We start from the raw sequence: 19,420 nt of genomic DNA, 5'->3' as shown, positions 1-19,420 counted from the left end.
GGCCAGGAACTTCTTGAGTTTTCTCTATCTCGTCAGTGCTCTCTTTTGGCTCAAATGAAAGATCAACACAACCTAGGCAACGCCAACGCGAATGAACAAGATGGGATCCGCACCCATGCAGCGTCAAATGCAGCAGAAAAATGCGGTAGAACTTAAGGCAAGCCATCACGCAACCCTCTTGCACAGGCAGCCCCCCCATGGCCAACATGGCGCCCCGCCCACCCCACCCCACAGAGCCTGTCCGCATTGGCATTGTCGGCGCTTCCGGCTACGGAGGGGTGCAGTTGGTGCGGCTGCTGAGCGAGCACCCTGGCGTGCAGATCACCTACCTGGCTGGGCAAGACAGCGCCGGCAAGCGCTACGGGGATCTCTATCCCCAGTTGGCCCAGGCCGTGGATCTGACCGTTCAGCCGGTAGAGGTGGATCGTATTGCCGCCAACAGCGATGTGGTGTTTTTGTCTCTCCCCAATGGGCTGGCTGCCGAGCTGGCCCCGCCCTTGCTGGCCAAAGGGTGCAAAGTCTTAGATCTGTCGGCGGATTACCGCTTTCGCAACCTGGCCACCTACCAATCTTGGTACCGCATGGGTCAGACGGATCCCAACTGGCCCAGCCCTGCCTATCGCCAGGCCAATGAGCAGGCGGTCTATGGGTTGCCGGAACTTTACCGCGAGGCGATTGCCCAAGCCCAACTGGTAGGCTGTCCCGGCTGCTATCCCACTGCCTCGTTGTTGGCGGTTGCCCCTCTGCTGCGGCAGGGGTTGGTGGAGCTGGACAGCCTCATTTTCGATGCCAAATCCGGCGTTTCGGGGGCAGGTCGTACCCCCAAGGTGGGATCCCTGTTTGCCGAAGTGGACGGCTCTCTGGCAGCCTATGGAGTGGCCCAGCACCGCCATACGCCCGAGATCGAGCAAGCTTGCACCGACCTGACCCACACCCCCATCACCGTGCAATTTACGCCTCATCTGGTGCCCATGGTGCGGGGGATCCACGTCACGTTGTATGCCACCCTGCGGGATCCCGGCTTTGTGGGGGAAGATTTGCTCACCATTTACAACGCTTTCTATCGCCAATCTCCCTGGGTGAAGGTGCTGCCGCGGGGGGTCTACCCGCAAACCAAATGGGTCTCCGGCACCAACACCTGCATGATCGGGGTGGAGGTGGACAGCCGCACCAACCGCGTTATCGTCCTGTCGGTGATCGACAACCTGATGAAAGGGCAAGCAGGGCAGGCGGTGCAGTGTCTCAACCTGATGATGGGATGGCCGGAAACGTTGGGTTTGCCTCGGCTGGCGTTTTACCCCTAGCTATAATGCCGGTAATCCCCTTGAGGCCGGTTCTGTCCATGTCTGAACCTCTGGATCCCGCTTTGCCCCAAAATGCCTCGCCCAGCGCAAAGGTTGCCTCGGATCCCGTGAATGGTGCTGCTGAGGGCCTGAACTGGGAGGGGCTGTGGCGGCAACTGGAAGCAGGCTGGCAGGATCTGCCCCGGCGCTCTGAAGAGACGGTGCAACAAACCCTGGCTCGCCTGCAACTGGAGTGGGGCGGGCTGTGCCGAGAGGCGCGGGATCGGCTGCAAAGCGCTCTGGAACAGTCGAGAACGGCAGGATCCCCAGAGCCCGTCCACCGAGAGCTGCAAGCGCTCTTGCCCCTGCTCAACCCCTGCCAATGGGAAGTGGTCATCGGCTCTTTGCGGCGGGCTGCAGATCGAGCTTGGGTGGCCAGCCTACTGTATCACGGCTTACAGGAACCGGCCCATCCAGATGGGATCCCTTCTTGGGCTCAGACGCTAACCTCTGACCAACGCTCTGCTCTAGAGGCGATGAGTGCCCGTGCCTATGGCAACAGCCGCCTGCCTCTCGTGGTCGCGACAGCGGTGCAGAGCAACATGGACAAAGCCGGCCAGATCCAGGTGAAAGCCTCAGCCGCCCTGCTGGCCGCCTTGATCGCCATCGAGATCGGCAGTGTGGGTTCGGCAGGTGCCTTGTCCTTGCTGGGCACACCGGAGCTGCGCAAGCTCTTGAATGCCGAGGGCAAGCTGCGGCGAACTGGCTTAAAACAGGGACGAACTGCCCTCACAGAAGAAGAATGGCAAACGCTGCGCCGTTGGCTGGATCCCAAGGGATCCCCCCCCGACTGGTATCTCAATCTCACTCAAGTGGGGATCCAGACCACCCAAGTGGGGGACTATGCGGCACGGCGGCTGCGGGAGTTTTTCCAGAGTGAGTGGATTAAGCTCGTGATCCCCCCCTTGTATCACCTGGTCATCGATGCAGTGCGGCTACTGACGGGAGAAGTGTTTCTCAGTGTGGGCACCACCCTGGAATCGGCTTTGGAATCGGCAGAGGCAGAGCGGCGACTGGAGTTGGTGCTGCAAGCCTTGCCCCAGGCGCGGAACATTCCCAGACCCAACCAGATCCAGGCTGCCATCCCTGCTGTGGTGGAAGCTGCCGAGAAAATCCTCAGACCCCTGCTGGCCCGCCAGTTGATGACCGTGGCGGACATCTTCGATCCGCCCATTCGCAACGAGAGCTTAAATGAATTGGGGCGGCAGCTCAACCTGTGGAACCCCTTCCAGTTTCTGCTCACCTGGAGCACGGCTGGCTGGCTGGAGGCCCTTCTGGATCAGATCAGCGAGTTGCAGCAGACCTACCCGGAAATGCCCCTGTGGGAGAGCTATCGCCAGGGCCTTGAAACGGCAGTGCAAGCTCCACGGGTGATGGATCAGGCGGAGGCTCTGCGTCTAACGGCCAAGAGTCTGGATCCCAAGTTGGATCCCTTGGAAGATTGAGTAGATGATGCATAGGGAAGAAAATTTCCTACAGCATCCACAAAGTGAGGCTGGCAGGCTAGGTGGAATCTTTTCTACGCCAAAGACAAATCTGCACGGGTTGTAGAGGGTGGCCGGCGGACTGGTCTCCAGCCTATTCCCAAGTTAGCCATCCAGGCGGCTAGGAAAACTCCATCCACTCCACCAACTGGTTACCCCCATAAGCAAGGGGAGTGTCGAACAAAAACATGCGGGTCAAGGACGTGACCGGTAAGATCCAAGCAGGGATCCCCAAATAAAGAAACGAAGTAGAAACCAACGTGCAACATCAAGTTTTGGGGTTAGGCATTGCGGGGCTGGCGGCAGCGCGGCTGTTGCGGGCCCAGGGCTATGAAGTGCTGGTTTGGGATGAGCAAGATTCCCCTCTTCTCAGACAGCGGCAGGCTGAGCTCAATCAAGAAGGGATCCCGGTTCGGCTGGGGCAGCCTTTTCAACTGGCCGAAGGGGTGAAGCAGGTGGTGGTCAGTCCAGGCATTGCTTGGGATCACCCGCTGCTGCAGGAGGTGCGTCAACAGGGAATCCCGGTGGTGGGGGAGGCGGAGCTGGCCTGGATCTATCTTGACCACCTACCCTGGGTGGGGATCACCGGCACCAACGGCAAAAGCACCACCACGGCTCTGGTGGCGGAAATGTTCAAGGCGGCGGGGTTGCAAGGGATCCCCTGCGGCAACATTGGCCTGCCCCTGTCGCAAGTGGCTTTGGCAACGCTCCAGGGAAAGCTCAAGCCGGATTGGATCGTGGCGGAGCTGAGCAGCTATCAGTTGGAAGCCAGCAGCCGCCTCATGAGCAGTACTCCTGGAGGCCCGCCGCGTATTGGGGTGTGGACCACCTTCACCCCCGATCACTTAGAACGGCACGGGACGCTGGAGCGCTATGCCAGCTTCAAGGCTCGCCTTTTGGATCGGGCCCAGTGGCGGGTGCTCAACGGCGAGGATCCCTACCTGTGCCGCCGCCGGCAGGACTGGGAAAATACCTATTGGACTTCCCTTGTTGCTACCCAAGGCTGTTGTGACCGGGATCCCACCGCAACCCTTGACCTGCGGGAAAACCGCCTCTACATCCAGGGGGAGATGGTGGCGGAGCTGGAGGACTTTGCAGAACGCTGCCCTGGCCAACACAACCTGCAAAACCTGCTCTTGGCGGCAGCAGCAGCACGTCTAGCTGGGCTCCCCAACGCTGCCATTCAAAAAGCCATCCGATCTTTTGCCGGCATGCCCCATCGACTGGAGCGGGTGGCGCAAATCCAGGTGGGATCCACCCCTATCCGCTTTGTCAACGACAGCAAGGCCACCAACTACGAGGCCGGCTGGGTGGCGCTCAACGCCCTTTCCCCACCCATTATTCTGATTGCCGGAGGAAGGGCTAAGCAGGGGGATCCCGGCGCCTGGTTGCGGTTGATTCGGGCCAAGGTGGCCCGCGTGTTGCTGATGGGGGAGTCTGCCCCAGTGCTGGCAGAGGCCCTCCAGGGGATCCACTATACTGACGTTGAGCTGGTGCCAACCCTAGATGTAGCGGTGGAAAGAGCCTTTGCAGCGGCTTGTTCCCTTTCGCGTCAAGCTCAGAGCTTGGGGAAGCCCGCTCAGCCCATCACCATTTTGCTGTCCCCCGCCTGTGCCAGTTTTGACCAGTACTCCAGCTTTGAACACCGTGGCAACCATTTCCGAGCCTGCTGCCAAGCCCTCCAGGGATCCCTGGAATGCTGAAGCTCGCTGGCTGCGCTGGCTCACCTTGATCTGGCTGGTGCTGGGGCTGATGATGCTGTTTTCCGCTTCCTACCCGGTGGCTCAGCGGATCACTGGCGATGGCCTCTACTTTTTCAAGCGCCAATTGCTCTGGGCCGGGCTGGGTCTGGGTTGCTTCTGGGTTCTGGTGCGGATCCCATTGCGGCGCTGGTTCCCCTGGGCCGGGATCCTCTGCTTGCTGGGAGTTGGCCTGGTGTGGGCCACCCAGGTGCCGGGATTGGGGGTTTCCCGCCTGGAGGCCAGCCGCTGGCTGGATTTGAAGGTGATCCCTGTTATCCAGCCTTCAGAATTGCTCAAGCCCCTGTTGGTGTTGCAGGGATCCTGGATCTTTGGCCGCTGGTTTCACCATCCTCCCTGGTTCCGCATCCTCTGGGTGGTTATCTTCGCCTTTGCGCTCTTGGGGATCCTCGCCCAGCCCAACCTGGGCACCACGGCCATCTGCGGCCTTACCCTCTGGGCTATGGCTTGGACTGCCGGGATCCCAGCTTTCACCCTTTTGGCCACAGCGGGGCTGGGGATTCTGGCGGCTGTGGTGAGCATTCTCAGCAAAGATTACCAACGGCGGCGCATCCTGGCCTTTTTGGATCCCTGGGGCAATGCCCAAGGGGATGGCTACCAGCTGGTGCAAAGTCTGTTGGCCATTGGCTCTGGCGGCCTGTGGGGCAAAGGGTATGGCCTTTCCCAGCAAAAGCTGTTCTACCTGCCCATCCAATACACCGACTTCATCTTCTCGGTGTATGCAGAAGAGTTTGGCTTGGCCGGATCCCTGTTCTTTCTGGGGTTGCTGACTTTCTACACCTTGCTGGGCTGGCGGGTGATGGGGCGCTGTCGAGAGCTGACCATTCGCTTAGTAGCCTGTGGCTGCCTGATGTTTTTGGTGGGTCAGTCACTGATGAACATCGGCGTGGTCACTGGGATTTTGCCCACCACAGGCGTGCCCCTGCCTTTGTTCAGCCATGGGGGTAGCTCCATTCTGGCAGGGCTGATCACAGCAGGATTGTTGGTGCGGGCAGCCCGCGAAGCAAGATGAAGGGATCCTTTCACCCAAGCAGCAAACCCAGAGGGCCAGGGATCCCTATTGGTTGGCCTCTGCTTTAGACCGGCTTCTTATGCGGCAAAATCCAGAGCTGACGTTGCAACCGAGCCTAGATCCAGCCCATTTCATCCAAAACGAGGGCAAATACGGTCGCACAACAAGCCACCAACAGTGACACATGAGCCGGTTGACCGTGGGCAATGCAAACGCCGGCTGCCACCGAAGCGCCCGTAGCAGCGGAAAAGGTGCGACCTGCCCAATTGCCTTTGGAGGGTTTGTCAGAAGGATTGAATTTGTTAAACATTTTTACAGCAGAAAGAGGATACAAAAGGAATAAACTTCATTAGGAAACGGCCTCAGATTATCACCCCCCGACCTGACTCAAGAAGGATCCAAGGCCATTCTCAATATTTCTTCGCTTAGGCTTCAATCTTTCGTAAAATTGCGCTGAGATGCTCATAATCATCCCGCAACAGAGAGCTCAACTGCCGACCTGCCTGTAAAAGCCAGTTGCGATCTCGGTTCAGGATTCGGTAAGTCTGGCGGATCACGGCAGCCACCAGCTCATCGGTTGGGATCCCGTTAACCTGTAGCAGGGTGCGCAAAAACTCGAAAGAGCGGCAAAATTCCCTCACTTCCGTATCGGAGCAGAGATAAACCGGCTGGTGAATCTGGGGAGGCCGTGGCGGCAAGTACTGGTAGACTCGTCCCCCGCTGACAAAGCCGACAATGGCCGCGCGGAAATCGGTGCGCAACATGGCAAAAATTTGGGGCTGTTGCTCCCGCAGCTCCTGAGGGGAGAGGCCCAAAGCCCTGGCGCGGTGGACGGTGTCGATGGGGGCGATGGCGGCATAGCAAACCACCCCGTAGATTAGGTTGCCGGTCTCTTCGTCTTGGGAGCGCGTCCAACTGCCGAGAGCAGGCATGGGTGGGAAGGTCAGACGTTCCGGCTCGAAGCACTGGGCCACAAAGGTTGTGGTGTTGGCTTCCACCACTTCTCCAAAAGCAGAGGCTGGCTGGGGAGAGATGGCCTTGGCTCTCATCGCGATCTCAGGCTCCTCAAGGGTTGCTGCTGCAGAGGCCGGCGAAGGGAGGTGGAATTCAGACCCACAGACAAGTCAAGAGAAAATAGAATCTTTCTAGGTTTTAAGACTTGTGAAGATAGGGGCAATCCCCTCGCCCAACCTTTTACCCCTTCTGCAACATTTTTCCCATCCCCGGACGGCAACTCAGCAACTCAACGGCTTATGAGATCCTCATTGCTAAGAAAGTTAGCCGATTTTGGGGATCCCTGCGTAATATATTTTTTCACACGCTCCCGTGCAAATTCGCCATCCTGAGTATTAGCCGTTCTAAGTATTGAGCAGTTGGCGAGCGGAGGGAGAAACAATGAATGCTCAGCAACGCGGCCAAATCATCGCTTCTGAGTGGATGATCGACAGCCAAAACCCGGTACACTCCATTTCTCGGCTCAAGCGCCGGGCAACCTATTCCGATGTAACCCTCTGGTGGTTGGTGGTGCAGCTAAACCTGATGGAACAAAACTCTATTCATACCGATCACCGATAGAATGGACGGCGCAAGAACAATCGGCCACAAGAAAATCCCAGCCCAGGGATATCCCGGATCCCAAACCCAACCTTAAAACTTAAAAAAAACAAAAGAAGAGCTGAATGTTGAGTGGGGCTGCTCCTCAAACACCAGCTCTTCTGGACAGAGAAGAAGTAGATAGAGAAAGACCGAACAAAGGGAAGCCGAGCCCTCGACCTCCTTTCAATCCTCCAGGGGCAGAGCTGCCACCTGGGCCGGTTGCACTGGCGAGGGGAAGAAAGGCCGCTGCACGATTTCAGTTGCCAACACACTGCGCAACTGGGCAGCTACCGCCACCGTCGTGACATCGTAGGTTTGGGTAGCCAGGCGCGGGTAGAAGCCAATGCCGAGAATCGGCAACAGCAGACAGAGGGCCACCGCCATTTCTCGCGGACGCACATCCCCCAGGTAGTCTTCCAAAACCAAGCCGGGATCCTGAGCCCCGTAGAACACCTGCCGCAGCATGGAGAGCAAGTAAATGGGCGTCAGAATGATGCCCACTGCCGCCAGCAGGGCAATTCCCGCTTTGAAGGTCGGCGCATAGGCATCGCTGGTGGTCAAGCCCAAGAACACCGTCAGCTCACCCACAAATCCACTCATGCCCGGCAGCGCCAAAGAGGCCAGGGATCCCGCCGTAAACAGGGCAAAAGCCTTCGGCATCTGCTTGGCCAACCCTCCCAACTTGTCGAGGGCAAGGGTGTGGGTGCGCTCGTAGGTGATCCCCGTCAGGAAGAACAAAACTGCAGCGATCAGACCGTGGGAGATCATTTGCAGCACTGCCCCATTGATGCCCAGCTCCGTAAAGGCGGAGATCCCGATCAACACAAAGCCCATGTGGGCGATGGATGAATAGGCCAAGCGCCGCTTGAGATGGTTCTGACCGAAGGCGGCCAACGCCCCGTAGATGATGTTCACCACACCCAACACCGCCAGCACCGGGGCGAAGTACACGTGGGCTTCCGACAACATGCCCACATTCACGCGGATCAGGCCATAGCCCCCCATCTTGAGCAGAACCCCCGCCAAGATCATGGAAATGGGAGCAGAGGCTTCGCTGTGGGCATCCGGCAGCCAGGTGTGCAGCGGGAAAATCGGCAGCTTCACCCCAAAGGCGATCAGCAAAGCCGCATACACCAACAGCTCCAAGGCCACCGGGTAAGACTTAGCGCTCAGCTCTGCCATCTCCAGGCTAAAGCCCTCGCCATAGAAGGCCATTGCCAGGGATCCCACCAAGATAAAAATGGAGGCGGCGGCGGTGTAGAGGATGAACTTGGTGGCGGCGTACTGGCGCTTCGGCCCACCCCAAATGGAGATGAGCAGATAGACCGGCACCAGCTCAATCTCCCACATCAGGAAGAATAGAAGCATGTCCTGCGCCAGAAATACGCCCACCTGGGCACCGTACATCAGCAGCAGCAAGAAGAAAAACAAACGCGGCTTGTGGGAGAGATTCCAAGCCGCCACAATCGACAGGGTCGTGATCAAACCGGACAGCAATACCAGCGGCAAGGACAGGCCGTCCACCGCCAGCGACCAGTGGAATCCAATTTGGGGCACCCAGGCGTAGCGCTCCGCCAGTTGCAGAGAAAAGTCCTGCAGGTCATAGTGCCGCGCAAAGACATAGGCCATCAGGCCCAAATCAAAAGCCCCCACAGCGAGGGCATACCAACGCACCCAACGGCTCTGGGGGATCAAGGGGATCCCAAAGGCTGCCAGCAGAGGCAAGAGCACCAGCACCGACAGCCAGGGAAACTCAAGAGGATTGCTCATGACCAGGAATAAATACTCATGCTCGATACCTCAATGATATGAAGCTGTGTAAACAAATGGGAAGCGATATTTACAAAAAAATCTGCGCAATAGCGCAGATCTCGAGAAGGTTTCTCCAATGCCAATCATCGAGGATCCTCAAGGGATCCGGCGCGATAGCGCTCCGTCGGGTGGATAGGCCGCCCGAGCTGGCCAGGGATCCTCCGGCCAAGCAAGATCTCGGCTCCTGAACTCCCCCGGTACCTGGGGGGGTCTACTCATCTTCGGCAAAGACAAAGCGGTGTAGCTCGTCCAGAGTGGGCTCTGGGCTTTCCAGGGCGAAAAGAACCGCGTCCTCAATCACGGCGCTGACCTCCGCGTGGATGGCTTGGAAGTCTGCCTCGGACATTAGGTTGTGCTCCAGGGCATAGCGTTCCAGTTGTTTAATGGGATCCCGCTGCCGCCAGAACTCTTTTTCCTCAGGACTGCGCAGCTCGTCAGGGTCGGCAAGGGAATGGCCCCGAAAACGATAGGTGATGCACTCTAGCAAGGTGGGGCCTTCTCCGGCGCGGGCGCGGGCAATGGCCTGTTGGGCCGCCTCTCGCACCGCCAGCACATCCATCCCATCCACCTGGTAGCCGGGCATGCCAAAAGCTGGGCCCTTGCGGTAGATATCGGTGTCGGAAGTGGAGCGCTCATGGGCCATGCCAATGGCCCAGAAGTTATTTTCCACCACATAGATGATGGGCAACTTCCAGAGGGCAGCCATGTTGAGGCACTCGTAAAACTGGCCGTTGTTGCAGGCTCCATCCCCGAAGAAGCAGGCGGTTACCTGGTCGGTGCCCCGATATTTGGCAGAAAAAGCAGCCCCCGTCGCCACTGGGATCCCTTCGGCCACAAAGGCATAGCCCCCCAAGAAATTGTGCTCCGCCGAGAAGAGGTGCATGGAACCACCCCGACCCTTGCTGCAGCCGGTGGCCTTGCCGAACAACTCTGCCATGACCGCCCGCGGCGGGATCCCGGTGCTGAGGGCATGCACATGATCGCGGTAGGTGCTGCACACGTAGTCGGTGGGCTTGAGCGCCTTGATCACCCCCGTAGAGACGGCCTCTTGGCCGTTGTACAGATGCACAAAGCCGAACATCTTGCCCTTGTAGTACATTTCGGCGCACTTGTCTTCAAACAGGCGGCCCAGCACCATGTCTTCATAAAGAAGACGAGCCTCTTCGGCAGAAATGCGAGCAGTTGTGGAGCGCGAAGTAAGTTCTTGAACCATGCTGCGGTGCAACGAATCAGAGGTATCTTAGGCGGTCAGCAGTGAGCTTTGCGGTTTGCCCATTATCTCATGCTCCAGTCTGTCTGCCACCTTACCTGGAAATCCCATCCTGCAGGGCCGAAAGCGGTTGTTTCGAGGCCAAGGGAGTTAAACTGAAAGGCTAGGGCAAGAGGCGTTTCCATTGCAGCAGCCGCATCAGGACTCCGTCCCGCAAACGCGAATCTTGAACACCAGAGGGGGGGTTTCTTCTGCTCTCGGCTTGGACGTCGATCTGCTGGAGCCGGGGGCAAGAGGTATTTGGCCAGCCAACGTGACGGGGTGCGCCCATGGGAGCCCGTTGGGTTAGCGGTTTTGCGGCGGTGTTGTTTGCGTTGGCGGTCACCCTGCTAGGGGGCTGGTATTTTACTGCAGCCATTGGGCTAATCATTTTTTTGGCCCAGTTGGAGTTTTTTCGCTTGGTGCAAGCCAAAGGCAATGCGCCGGCCATGCGCACCACCATGTTTTCCAGCCAGGTGCTGGTGATTTTGCAGCAGGTGAGGCCGGAGTGGACCAGCCCTGCCTTTATCGTGGCGGGATCGATCATCTGTTTTTATTTGCTCTTTAAGCCCAAGGTGGCCACCATTGCCGATATTGCCACCTCAATTTTGGGACTGTTTTACTGTGCTCTGCTGCCCAGTTTTTGGATTCGGGTCAGGGCTTTGTCTTTATCCAAGGGCATTGGCGAAGGGCTATGGATTACGCTGTTGGCCATTGGCTGCGTGATCGCCGCAGATGTAGGGGCCTACCTGTGTGGTCGGGCCTTTGGGCGCACCAAGCTCTCCATCCTCAGCCCGAAAAAGACGGTGGAAGGGGCGGTAGCCGGGATTGCCGCCAGCATGACCCTTGCGGTGGTTGGAGCCTATTACCTGGGCTGGCCGTGGAGCTGGTTGAGTGGGGGCATTCTGGGGTTTTTGATTGGGTTAACCAGCCTGCTGGGAGATCTCACAGAATCTCTGATGAAACGGGATGCAGGGGTGAAAGATTCCGGGGATCTAATCCCGGGCCACGGTGGCATCTTGGATCGGGGAGACAGCTATGTGTTCACCGCGCCACTGGTGTTTTACTTCATGGAATGGCTCAACGCTTACTCTGGGCTCTAGAGCCATCTCGTAAGCCTGCCAAAACCCAAGAACGCACACCAGTTACAAGTGGAGGAGTCCTCAATTCAAAATGGCTTGGCACTCGGGAGCCTCTAAAAACTCGTCCGGCGAAATGAGGTATCCTGGAGGCGCAGTCACAGGCACGAACCCCTCCAAGTTCAACTCGGTTTCGTCGTAAACCACCAGTTGGCTGATACTGAAAGTGTGATGTTTGTCTACCTCTACCTCGAGAATGCGGGCTTTTCGCTGGATAATCTGGGGGGTTTCTACTTCTAGTTCAGAAGGGGTTGAGGGGCTATCTAGGCCAAAGATGAGCTCTCCACTTCGACCGACGAGAATTGCCTCCAGGCTACCGGGCTTTCCTGCACCTACAAAGCAAAAAAAGTAGTCAGAGTGCGGGGTAAAATACAGGCCTATCAGGGGTAGTAGAGGCGGCCAGGATTGTTCATCCGGATGAAGGCGAGCACTGAAGCAAGCTTCATAACCTGCCAGAGAGCCTGGTTCAAAAGGCTCCCCACGACAAAGTAGAATGTCTCTCTCTGATCTCTTCCAGTCCTGTTGCGCCAAGGCAGGGATCCCAGGGGATAGAGCCATCAGAGCCATCAGGACCGTTGCCGTCAATGATCTGGACATAACGCCGTACCCAAAGCTGAGGATGGTAGTACCCTAGCTCGAAATCCCTCTCTAGCCGTGTGATTAGGGTCAAGACCGATGGGCCACTCTACCCCGAAGGGCAAAGGGTTGAACTGCTACTCTATAAAGTGATTCATCAAAGTGATTCATCCTTCTCAGCCGTTGGCCTATTCTCCCCATGACTGCTGCAATTTCCTCTGTCAACCTGCCCAGCCAGTACAACCCCTTCGAGACCGAGCCGAAGTGGCAGCGCTTTTGGGAGGAGAAGGGCTTTTACGTGGCGGATCCCAAGGCGCCGGGAGAGGCCTTTAGCATGGTGCTGCCCCCGCCCAATGTGACGGGCAACCTGCACATGGGCCATGCTTTTGCCTTTACCCTGCCGGATGTGGTGACGCGCTACAAGCGCATGCGCGGCTACAACGTGCTCTGGCTCCCCGGCACAGACCATGCCAGCATCGCCGTGCACACCATCCTGGAAAACCAACTGCGCCAAGAGGGGAAGACCCGCTTCGATCTGGGCCGCGAGGCTTTTCTGGAGCGAGCTTGGGCTTGGAAGGAGCAGTCGCAGGGAGCTATCAAGAGCCAATTGCGGCGGCTGGGTCTCTCGCTGGACTGGACGCGGGATCGCTTTACCCTCGACGAGGGGCTGAGCCGGGCGGTAACCGAGGCGTTTGTGCGGCTATACGAGGCGGGGTTGATTTACCGGGGCGAGTATTTGGTGAACTGGTGCCCGGCCACCCAGTCGGCGGTGTCAGACATTGAGCTAGACGACAAAGAGGTCAAGGGCCACCTGTGGCATTTTCGCTATCCCTTGGCCGAGGATCCCAGCCAGTATCTGGTGGTGGCCACCACTCGGCCCGAGACCATGCTGGGGGATACGGCGGTGGCGGTGAACCCCCAAGACGAGCGCTATTGCCATCTCATCGGCCAGTTCATTCGCCTGCCCATTAAAAATCGCCTCATCCCCATCATTGCGGATGAGTATGTGGATCCCTCCTTTGGCTCCGGGTGTGTGAAAATTACCCCGGCCCACGACCCCAACGACTTTGAAATCGGCAAACGGCACCAATTGCCCTTCATCAACATCCTCAATAAAGACGGCACCCTCAACGAAAACGGGGATCCTTTCACCGGCCTAGATCGCTTTGTGGCCCGAGAAAAGGTGGTGCAGTGGTTTGCCGAACATGGCCTGCTGGAGAAGGTGGAGGACTACACCCACACCGTTCCCCACAGCGACCGCGGCGGCGTGCCCATCGAGCCTTTGCTTTCCATTCAGTGGTTTTGCGATGTCTCGGGGATGGGGGCTCGCTGTTTGGAAGAGGAATACCAACGAAATAGCCCCCGCTTTATCCCTGAGCGCTGGACCAAAGTCTACACGGGCTGGCTGGAAAAGCTGCGCCCCTGGTGCATTTCTCGGCAGTTGTGGTGGGGCCATCAGATCCCAGCTTGGTATCCAGTCCTCAATGGCCAGCTTCTCGAGGATCCCCAAGCTTTTGTGGTGGCCCGCAACGGCGAGGAAGCGCTGCTCAAGGCACGGGAAAAGTTTGGCCCAGAAGTTGAGCGGGTGGAACAGGATCCCGATGTGCTGGATACCTGGTTTAGCTCTGCTCTGTGGCCCTTTTCAACCCTGGGCTGGCCGGAAGAGACCGAGGATTTCAAACGCTACTATCCCAACTCCCTGATGTCCACGGGCTTTGACATCATTTTCTTCTGGGTGGCCCGCATGGCCATGATGGGATCCCAATTTACCGGCCAGATTCCCTTCAAAGACGTGTACATCAATGGCCTGGTGCGGGATGAGCACGGCGCCAAAATGTCCAAGACCAAGGGGAATGGTATCGATCCCCTGGAGCTTCTGGACAAATACGGCACCGACGCCCTGCGCTATGCCCTGGTCAAAGAGGTGGTGGGGGCAGGGCAGGATATCCGCCTGGCCTACGACCGCAAGACGGGGGAGAGCGCCAGCGTGGAGGCCGCCCGCAACTTTGCCAACAAGATCTGGAACGCCTCCCGCTTTGTGTTGATGAACTTGGAGGGGCAAACCCCTGCCCAACTGGGATCCCCTGTTCCTGAAGCGCTGGAATTGGCCGATCGCTGGATCCTGTCGCGGCTGCACTCCACGGCCACCCAAGTTATCGCCGAGCTGGAAGCCTATGGCCTGGGCGAGGGGGCGCGCCTGCTCTACTCTCTCATTTGGGATGACTTTTGCGACTGGTACATCGAGCTGGTCAAGCCCCGGCTGCGGGGAGAAGACCTGGCTTCCAAACGCGCAGCGCAGCAGGTGCTGGCCACCGTTTTGGAAACCATTCTCAAGCTGCTGCACCCCTGGATGCCCCACATCACCGAGGAGATCTGGCAGCTGCTCACCCAGGCCAACCAAACCACCTCTATCTCCGTGCAGCCCTATCCCACCCCAGATCTCAGTTGGATCGACCCTCAACTGGAGCGGGAGTTTGGCTTGGTGATCCAAACCATTACCAGCCTGCGCAACCTGCGGGCAGAAGCCGGCCTCAAGCCCCAGCAGGCCGTCACCGCCCTCCTGGTTACCGACGATCCCACCCAGCAGCAAATTCTCAGGGCTGCCCAAGCCTACATCCGGGATCTAGCTAAGGCTGAGGCTTTGGAGATTACGGGATCCCTGGCCACGGAGCCCAAACAGGTGGCGGCTGCAGTGGTGGGCACGGTGCAGGTGCTGATGCCCTTGGCAGGACTGGTGGATGTGGAAGCGCTGCGGGCCAAGCTGCAAAAAGACCTGGCCAAGCTGGAAAAAGAGGCCCAAGGGATCCGCGCCCGCTTGGAGAACCCCAATTTTCTCAACCGGGCCAACCCTGAAGTGGTGCAAGCCAGTCAGGAACAACTGGCAGAGCTGGAAGCCCAGATGAGGTTACTGGGATCCAGGCTGGAGAAGCTGGGCTGAGATGGCATCAGCGCAGGCAGAGCGGCGGGGTGATGAAGGCAATCTTCCCAGGATTTGGAAAAATCGGAGTGGCGAGCCCCTACTTCTGTGTTAGGATAGGGGACGAGATCGTTGTCGGTTGTAGTGCTCGTTTCTTCTAGTCTTGACGGATTTTCACGTTTTGTATTGGCAGACGGCTCTCCGAACATCTCACCCTTTGTTACTCTCTCTTTCGGAGATCGTCTATGTCGATTTATGTTGGCAACCTTTCCTTTAAGGTGACAGAAGCGGATTTGACCGCTGTTTTTGCTGAGTACGGTTCTGTCAAGCGGGTGCAAATCCCCACTGACCGCGAGACAGGCCGCATTCGGGGCTTCGGGTTTGTGGAAATGAGCTCTGAAGCAGAGGAGCAGGCTGCCATTGCTGCTCTGGATGGGGCGGAATGGATGGGGCGCGACCTCAAGGTGAACAAAGCTCGTCCCCGGGAAGAACGCCCCACCTCAGGTTTCCGCTCTGGTAACGCGAACAGTGGCGGCGAGCGGCGGCGGAGTTTTCAATCTCGCTATTGAAACGCCTGCTGAGGCTTCCCGGTGCTGGGCAAGAGATTCTCAGTTGAGCTTGTTTTGAAGCGCAGCACCAGGATCCAGCTGTTTCTCTAGCCTGCTTCCATTGTTCCAACAGAGGAGTTGATGAGGGATCCCGATCAACTCCTCTTACTCTTAAGATTCTTCCTTGCTCCCTGAGAGAGGAAAATAAAACGCTTGGCTTGGGTTACGGCGAGTTCGGGGATCCCTCTGGCCAAGGATCTGTCAGGTCGGCGGTCAAGGGATCCCAGTCCCATCCCCAATCGCGGGCAATGGCCTGAGTAATCCCCAGTTGTCCGTGGCTGGGGTAGCGGGCCAGGGCTACCACCAGATCAACAAGCTGCTCACCGGCAGGGATCCGGCCAAAGATGTGCAGCCCATCGCGAATCTGGGATTCTTTTAGCTCGCAGAGATAGCCATCCAGGCGATTCCAATCTTCTTCTTTTTCCAAGTTGAACTGCTGGTCTAGATGCTCGGCTCGAACCAGCTCCTGAATCTGGGCGCGAATCAGCGGGCAGCGGCCTGGATCCATCTGTTGGGCCTGCACGTACTCATCCATCAACCGTTCCAAGTCCGCCAGGGGGCCGTACAGCTCAGCACGAGTAAGGGGCGGGGTGAGGTGGTCGATAATCACTGCCTGGGCTCGCCGCTTGGCCTGGGATCCCTCTCCCGGATCGTTGACAATGAAGGGGTAGAAGTGGGGCAGCGGCCCCAGGGCCATCTCCGGGTAGCAGGTGGCGGAAAGGGCGGATCCCTTGCCGGGCAGCCATTCCAGGTTGCCGTGCTTGCCCACATGCACCACCGCTTGAGTGCCGAAGACCTGCCGCAACCACAGGTAAAAAGCCAGGTACTCGTGGGGGGGCACCAGATCCGGGGCGTGGTAGTTCAACGAGGGATCCCGGTCGTAGCCCCGCGGGGGCTGGATGCCAACAAAAACGTGCCCCAACTGGAGACCGGCGATGGGGATGTTTTGGGCGGGCGGATTCCCCCATTGCTGAATGAGGTTGGCTTGGATGGGCTCAGGCAGGTGGGCAAACCAATCTCGATAAAGGGCAGCAGAAAGCCATTGGCGAGCGGGGCGCAGGGATCCCAGCGGGTCATAGGTTTGGCCCTGGGTGAGCCAGCGGATGAGCTCATCTCCTGTCTGCGGCAGGGGCCCCACCCGGTAGCTGGATTCCGCCAGGACCTTGAGGATCTCCACGCAGCTTGCCGGTGTATCCAACCCTACCCCATTGGCCAACCGCCCGTCCCGGCTGGGGTAGTTGGCCAAAATCAGAGCCAGACGGCGCTGGTTGGCAGGGGTGCGCCGCAGTTTCACCCAGTTGGCTGCCAGATCTGCTACAAACTCCACCCGATCCGGCACAGCCGCATAGGCCACCACCTCCGTTTGCAACCGGGGATCCCGCTGTTGAACCGCTTTGAAGGAAATGGTGCGGCTGATGATGCGCCCATCCACCTCCGGCAAAGCCACATTCATGGCCAGATCCCGCGCCCCCAATCCCCGCGTGGAGTTCTCCCAGCTCTGCCGGGATCCACCGCTGAGGATTACCTGCAAAACAGGCACATCCAACTCCTGCCACAGCCTCACGTCGGGCTGGTGGCTGTCCAACCGCGCCAGAGAAAAGCTGGTGGTGTTGAGCAACAGGTCAATCTGGCTGCCAAAGTGATCCCGAATGGCCTGGGGCAAGTCGGGATCTTGAAGGCTGTAGGTGTAAAGGCACAGAGGCTGCAGCCCCCGCTCCACCAAGGCTTTTGCCAATTGATCCACCGGCTCTGTATTCCCCGCCAGAACATGGGCCCGGTAGAGTAAAATCCCCACCTTGGGAGCTTGGGGATCCGTCGGCGAGGCTACGGGAGGTTGGTAGATCCCAAGACGAGGCAACCCTTGTGGATCCGGCGCCGAATATTGGCCCCCTAGGAACTCCCCAGCCAGCAACAGCAGACAGGCAGCCACATTCTCCGCTCCCCCCTCCAGCCAGTACCGCCACACCCGATCCGCCACCGCCAGGGGCACAGTGGAATGGCTCACCAAATCCCAGTCGGGGCGATCGTCCCCAGGAATGACGATCAGGGTGGATCCCTCCTCGGCGGCCACCTGCTTGGCTACCTCCAGGCCATAGCTCCAGTAGGCCCTTCCCCCCAACAGGCGGATCAAGATTAGCCGGGCCTGCCGCAGCACCTTCTCGGCGTAGTCATCCAGGCTGAGGGGCTGTTGCAACTGCAGCAGATTAGCTGCCCGTATGGCCGGAAAGTCTTGGGGCAAAAGACGGATGGCCGCGCTCAAAGCCGTCAGGTCCGTATCGGCTGCCGAGAGAACAACAATGGGAGCAGGATCCTGCTCCAGGAAAATGACCCCGGACTGGGTGGGATCCCATCCCCCTGGCAAAGCAGCTATTCGGTGCATGGCCGCTCTCCCAAGGGAAGGAAGCTCAGGCTTAGCGACTGTACTTGAAGCACAGAAGCACCCCAGCTCCCAGCGCTCAACTGGTCAGGAAGGGCTCCCGTAGTGGTTCCCGCTACCCAAGCATTGCCCTGTCCAAAGTGCTCCGCACCGCTGGCGCGATCGACAGCAATAGAGTCAGCCACCTCATTCGCAGGAGTTCCGAACTGGCGAGCCCACTCGATTGAATGCGAACCGTAGGCTCTCAGAAGAATTGAACTGGCAAAAAAAGTTAAAGCACTTGCGAAAACTACCCTGCCCACCCTTTTTTTCATATCCTTCAAGTCCCCCCTTGCCGACTAGGGCAGCACCGCCTAGAGCCTAGCATGGGGCAGCTTTCTGCTGGCTACTGGGGTGTTGAGCTGCCGCAGAGGGATCCCGCCCTAGCAAAGCCTCAGCCTAACGAGCGTATTTGAGTACAAAGGCATCTTTCATGCCCGCAAGGACTCCGTCCCGCTGACGCGAAAGGACTCCGTCCCGCTGACGCGATCGGGGTTGGTCAGGAAAGGCTCCCCAAGTTACCCCCGCCACCCAAAGATTTCCCCTTCTATCCGAAGCAAGAGAACCGATCCATTGACATTCTCTCCCGCCTAAAGGCGAGGGATTCTTTCCCGGTTTGTGAAACGACTTTCACTTGCCGGGCTACATTGGGCGTGAGGCCAATACCTCAACCCAATGGGGGATGCCATCACCCCAACTACTGGGACATCGAACTGCCCCAGATACTTCCGTCTCAAATTCACTGCACCCACACCGTCGCGGTGAAACCTAAAGCCACAGGCTCGGCAATGATACTCCCTACCACTGGGCTTGTGGAGCATGTTGCAGCGCGGGCACTTCTGCGAGGTGTACCGCTCCTCTTGCAACACCACCCGCATCCCCAACTGCTCTGCCTTGTAGGTGAGCATCCGCCGCACCTGTCCCGACAGCATTTGGTGGATTTTCTGGTTGGCTACCTTGTTGTACTGGGCCGACCGCCGGGTATCCCGGATGTCCCCAATCACAACCGTCTGCACGCCTCTTGCTTGGAGCGTGGAGACCAACCTGGTCGTCTGCTTGTGGAGAATGTCCGCCATCTGCTTTGCCAGCCTAGCTAACTGACGCTGCTTAGAACGAACTAACCGCTTCCACCGCCGTGAGTCTCTCTTCTTGCGAGCCATTAGCCTGGAGAGCTTGCCCTTCAGCTTGTTCTGGTAACGCCTTTGGGAACGCAGCAACCGCCCGTTGGCTATGAAAGTTTCCTTCCCATCGTGGGCAACGGCCAGATGCACTTCTCCCAAATCCACCCCTGCCACTTCCCCGGCCTTTGGTGTTTCCTCTTCTTTCCTCTCCGCCTGCCGTTTGCTGAGGTCGTAGCAGGCCCGCAGCTCGTACTGCTTGCCGTCCCAGCCGATTTCTACTTGGACTGGAGTCTCCCACGCCCAAGAAATGACCACAGGCGGGTTGGTCTTGCCGTTGGAAAGAACTAACTTCCCACCCCGAACCCTAATGGCAGAGGACTTCCAGAT

At 58.4% G+C, this 19,420-nt stretch carries 14 protein-coding genes; 8 read left to right on the top strand and 6 right to left on the bottom strand.

Translation table 11 applies throughout. The features are described from left to right. Positions 1 to 197: 197 nt before the first annotated feature. The 4 genes from argC (at position 198) to NW816_RS13585 (ending at position 5,599) form a co-directional block, all read left to right on the top strand. Positions 198 to 1,304, top strand: coding sequence for an N-acetyl-gamma-glutamyl-phosphate reductase (gene argC / locus NW816_RS13600; protein ID WP_011431956.1), 1,107 nt, complete (start codon positions 198 to 200; stop codon positions 1,302 to 1,304). A gap of 38 nt (positions 1,305 to 1,342) precedes the next feature. Next, positions 1,343 to 2,788, top strand: coding sequence for a hypothetical protein (locus tag NW816_RS13595; protein WP_414409504.1), 1,446 nt, complete (start codon positions 1,343 to 1,345; stop codon positions 2,786 to 2,788). 299 nt (positions 2,789 to 3,087) lie between these two features. Then, on the top strand, positions 3,088 to 4,530 hold the full coding sequence (murD, locus tag NW816_RS13590; protein WP_414409503.1) for a UDP-N-acetylmuramoyl-L-alanine--D-glutamate ligase: 1,443 nt from the start codon (positions 3,088 to 3,090) through the stop codon (positions 4,528 to 4,530). Further along, positions 4,475 to 5,599 (top strand): FtsW/RodA/SpoVE family cell cycle protein, encoded by a 1,125-nt coding sequence (locus NW816_RS13585; protein ID WP_414409502.1) that lies wholly within the window; start codon positions 4,475 to 4,477, stop codon positions 5,597 to 5,599. The genes murD and NW816_RS13585 overlap by 56 nt, the downstream gene beginning before the upstream one ends. 115 nt (positions 5,600 to 5,714) lie before the next feature. Here NW816_RS13585 and NW816_RS13580 read toward each other — a convergent pair whose 3' ends face one another. Both NW816_RS13580 and NW816_RS13575 read right to left on the bottom strand, forming a co-directional pair. Further along, complete coding sequence (locus tag NW816_RS13580) at positions 5,715 to 5,909, bottom strand: hypothetical protein (RefSeq protein WP_414409501.1); 195 nt, start codon at positions 5,907 to 5,909, stop codon at positions 5,715 to 5,717. A 115-nt stretch (positions 5,910 to 6,024) separates the two neighbouring features. Next, positions 6,025 to 6,648, bottom strand: coding sequence for a hypothetical protein (locus NW816_RS13575; RefSeq protein WP_414374421.1), 624 nt, complete (start codon positions 6,646 to 6,648; stop codon positions 6,025 to 6,027). A 346-nt stretch (positions 6,649 to 6,994) separates the two neighbouring features. Between NW816_RS13575 and NW816_RS13570 the strand changes: the two genes are divergently transcribed. Continuing rightward, positions 6,995 to 7,174 carry a hypothetical protein gene (locus tag NW816_RS13570; RefSeq protein ID WP_011431964.1) on the top strand — a complete coding sequence of 60 codons (180 nt, stop codon included), beginning with the start codon at positions 6,995 to 6,997 and terminating at the stop codon, positions 7,172 to 7,174. A gap of 204 nt (positions 7,175 to 7,378) precedes the next feature. Here NW816_RS13570 and NW816_RS13565 read toward each other — a convergent pair whose 3' ends face one another. Both NW816_RS13565 and pdhA read right to left on the bottom strand, forming a co-directional pair. Beyond that, positions 7,379 to 8,965: an NAD(P)H-quinone oxidoreductase subunit 4 gene (locus NW816_RS13565; RefSeq protein WP_414409500.1), complete on the bottom strand. Its 1,587-nt coding sequence runs from the start codon at positions 8,963 to 8,965 to the stop codon at positions 7,379 to 7,381. Between the two features lie 253 nt (positions 8,966 to 9,218). Further along, positions 9,219 to 10,220 carry a pyruvate dehydrogenase (acetyl-transferring) E1 component subunit alpha gene (gene pdhA, locus NW816_RS13560; protein WP_414409499.1) on the bottom strand — a complete coding sequence of 334 codons (1,002 nt, stop codon included), beginning with the start codon at positions 10,218 to 10,220 and terminating at the stop codon, positions 9,219 to 9,221. Positions 10,221 to 10,546: 326 nt separating this feature from the next. Here pdhA and NW816_RS13555 point away from each other — a divergent pair, with 326 nt between their 5' ends. The 3 genes from NW816_RS13555 (at position 10,547) to NW816_RS13545 (ending at position 15,457) form a co-directional block, all read left to right on the top strand. Next, positions 10,547 to 11,359: a phosphatidate cytidylyltransferase gene (locus NW816_RS13555; RefSeq protein WP_414409498.1), complete on the top strand. Its 813-nt coding sequence runs from the start codon at positions 10,547 to 10,549 to the stop codon at positions 11,357 to 11,359. Between the two features lie 811 nt (positions 11,360 to 12,170). Then, positions 12,171 to 14,909, top strand: a complete 2,739-nt coding sequence (locus NW816_RS13550) for a valine--tRNA ligase (RefSeq protein WP_414409497.1) — start codon at positions 12,171 to 12,173, stop codon at positions 14,907 to 14,909. 224 nt (positions 14,910 to 15,133) lie between these two features. Continuing rightward, entirely contained in the window at positions 15,134 to 15,457 is a 324-nt protein-coding gene (locus tag NW816_RS13545) for an RNA recognition motif domain-containing protein (protein ID WP_011431969.1), read from the top strand. Positions 15,458 to 15,659: 202 nt separating this feature from the next. Here NW816_RS13545 and cobN read toward each other — a convergent pair whose 3' ends face one another. Together cobN and NW816_RS13535 are read right to left on the bottom strand one after the other, a co-directional pair. Further along, on the bottom strand, positions 15,660 to 17,876 hold the full coding sequence (gene cobN, locus NW816_RS13540; RefSeq protein ID WP_414409496.1) for a cobaltochelatase subunit CobN: 2,217 nt from the start codon (positions 17,874 to 17,876) through the stop codon (positions 15,660 to 15,662). 626 nt (positions 17,877 to 18,502) lie between these two features. After that, the coding region (locus NW816_RS13535) for an RNA-guided endonuclease InsQ/TnpB family protein (RefSeq protein ID WP_414409495.1) at positions 18,503 to 19,420 on the bottom strand (918 nt) is incomplete at its 5' end.

The organism is Synechococcus sp. W55.1, from assembly GCF_047461655.1.
Lineage (GTDB): Bacteria > Cyanobacteriota > Cyanobacteriia > Thermostichales > Thermostichaceae > Thermostichus.
This window is presented reverse-complemented; position numbering and strand designations above follow the sequence as displayed.